1 protein-coding gene is annotated in these 2,855 nt (G+C 62.3%); it reads right to left on the reverse strand.

Going from position 1 to position 2,855, the window contains the following annotated elements:
• Positions 1-741: 741 nt before the first annotated feature.
• On the reverse strand, positions 742-1,704 hold the full coding sequence (locus RMP10_RS08665; RefSeq protein WP_310569941.1) for an IS110 family transposase: 963 nt from the start codon (positions 1,702-1,704) through the stop codon (positions 742-744).
• Positions 1,705-2,855: the final 1,151 nt, after the last annotated feature.

Genomic DNA, 2,855 nt, shown 5'->3' on the forward strand with positions numbered 1-2,855 from the left:
ACCACTTTGTAGCGGGCCATGGCAGGATCTCGACAGCGAGGCGAACCGACACCACATTCGATGCAGGACCAACCCGTTGCGTGCTAGCAAGTTCCGTTTCCACATTGGCATGCTTCGGGACTTTTCCTACAGCTTCGTTAGGCAGTCTTGGCTGAGAGTCCTGCAGTCGTAAACTCACGAGACTAAATTGCCAACGGTGCAAGTGCATGAGCGAAACCCCTCCCGCGTCAAGACGCCGCATGCCTGAGATTTCCCCTGGCAACCATCACCGGCCCGTGGTCACGATGCGGAGACTTGCACTTGTCGCTCCGTTGGTCGCAATCGCGCACTATGTGGCGTCAGTCGTCGTCCTCCTGCGCAACTTCGGAGGCATTATGCGCGACTTTGATACGGGCGGCCCGCCTCATGTCACACCTGCCGATCGGGCGTTCGAGCTACTCCAGCACGCATTGTTCTTTCCGCTCGTTGCTCCGCTTGGAGATCTGTGGCCGACGGCCATACGCACGGGAGCATTCCCGTTGCAGCACGTGCCGTTCATCGCGAATGGCATGCTGTGGGCATTCACGATGGTAGCGCTCGTTTGGCTTTGGCGCAGAAGGGCTGCCTAACGAAGCGTTGCTGCTGGCAGCGCCGTGCGGAGTGCGGCAGGCGGTCGCCGCGCTGACGCACGTCGCCCGTCCGGCCGCACTTTATCTAATGCGCTGCAGCAGAACGCTGAGGCGTTAGCAACTGTCTTGAAAGTCAAGCGGCTTCGAGTACCGCTGCCGCCGCTTTTACGCTCCACGTGGTGTTCGTTCGCACGATGGTATTGAGGATCGTGAGCAGTTTGCGCATACACGCGACGAGCGCAAGCTTTTTCGGCTTGCCGGCCGCGACCAAACGCAGGTAGAACTCGCGAATGACCGTGTTGCGACGGGTGGCGACCAAGGCGGCCATGTACAACACACCACGCACCGCCGCACGACCGCCTTGCACGAATCGACGACCCCGCATGGTGCCGGAGTCGCGACTCAGCGGCGCAACCCCGACCAGCTTTGCAACGGCGCGACGGGACAAGCGACCGAGTTCCGGCAGGTCCGCCAGGAGCGTCCGTGACAGCACGGGGCCGACACCGGGCACGCTGCGCAGGAGCTCGTCGCGCTCACGCCAGACCGGACTCTGCCGAACCATCTCGCCAAGCTCCGTGTCCGTCGTGCGCAGCTCGCGCTCGAGAAATGTGATGTGCGCCGTCGGACTTTTGCGCACCTGCTTCTTGCCGGTGCCGAACACTTGGCCCACGCGATTGCGCTCCGCCTGCAACATCTCCAAGAGCTGCCGCCGTCGAGTGAGCAGCGCGTCGAGCTCATGCGCGGCCGCGTCCGGAATGATGCGCACCTCCGGTCGGACCACATCGGCGAAGCGCGCGAGGATGTCCGCGTCAATCCGATCCGTTTTGGCGAGCTGCCCCGTCGCCTTCGCGAAGTCCCGCACCTGGCGTGGATTCACGACCACCACGGGCAATGCCGCGGCCGCGAGCGCCGCAACGGCGAGCAGTTCGTACCCGCCGGTCGCCTCGAGTACGATCAGCTGCGGCGCCACAGGACGAAGGCGCTCGACGAGCGTGCGGACCCCGACTTCATCATTCGTGACCGCGAAGCGCTGTGCGCTGGGCAGCACGCTCACGACCAGCTCCGCCTTCGCGACATCGATGCCGACGAACATCATGCCTCCAGTGCCTCGGGGGTCGTCGTCCGCGCCCGTCCTTGTGATAATTCGGGCTCGACACCTGGTCGGCCCACGCAACTGTTCGGGCTCTCACGACGGTCAATCAGGCACGCCGCTCCGGCTAACGCGCGGTGTATATCACCCAGGCAACAACGAGCTGGCGCCCTGATCAGAACTACTGCAGAATCATGAAAACGGTAGATACAAGGCAGCTGACGCGGACCAATTAATGAAGGGGCAGGGTCGGGCAGGAGCTCATCGGCTTCCCTGAACGATTCGCGGCCGTTACGGCTACGTGTGCCGAGTGGTTCCAAGTTTCGAGTGACTCGTTCCTCCTGTTCGATAAGGTATCACATGATTCGTGCGGTCCGTCCCGCTGATACACCGACGCTGCTTTCTGTCGCGTGCGCAACAGGCCTTTTTGAACCCGCGGATGCGAGCGCACTCCTCGGGGGAGTACTCGACGCGCTTCACGCTGACCAACTCGGGCCTGGACATGCCGCACAGTTGTGGGCGCCTGATGACACAACCGCACCGTCCGGGTGGGTCTACTACGCTCCGGATGCACACGCCGAGGGTGTCTGGAATCTGTGGTGGATTGGCGTCCGCCCAGAGGACCACGGTCGCGGTGGCGGCGAGTCGCTACTCGATGCTGTGGAAGCGGCCGTCATTGAGGACGCGGGGCGAGTCTTAGTGATAGAGACAAGTGCGCTACCCGCCCTCGCTCGCGCACGAAGCTTCTACGCAAGGAGAGGCTACGTCGAGTGCGGCCGTGTGCCAGACTTTTACGGCGTCGGTGACGACAAGCTCATTTTCGTAAAGCGGATGTTTGCGCCCACTCGAACCGACTAAACGCTAGAAGATGGGCGAAAGCTCGCCGCGCTGGTGCATTCAACTTGCGCGCTGCAACGTTCAGAGTGCTCAGCGAGAGCATAGCGATGCTTGCTGCAGCCGGGCGTCTTCGGAAGCGCGCTCCGCGCGCATCTTGTTGGATCGCCCGCAGCACAAGCCAGCGTTGTGGCTGTAGAAAAAGTCTCAACGCACTGACGATAAAGGTCCCGAGTCGCGCGAAAACAGTTCTCGGTCATCTGATTCGGCAGTGATAACTGGTACCGCGAAGCGATTCGCGCGATACGCGCGTCATGCGCGAC

Source organism: Gemmatimonas sp., assembly GCF_031426495.1.
Classification (GTDB): Bacteria; Gemmatimonadota; Gemmatimonadetes; order Gemmatimonadales; family Gemmatimonadaceae; genus Gemmatimonas.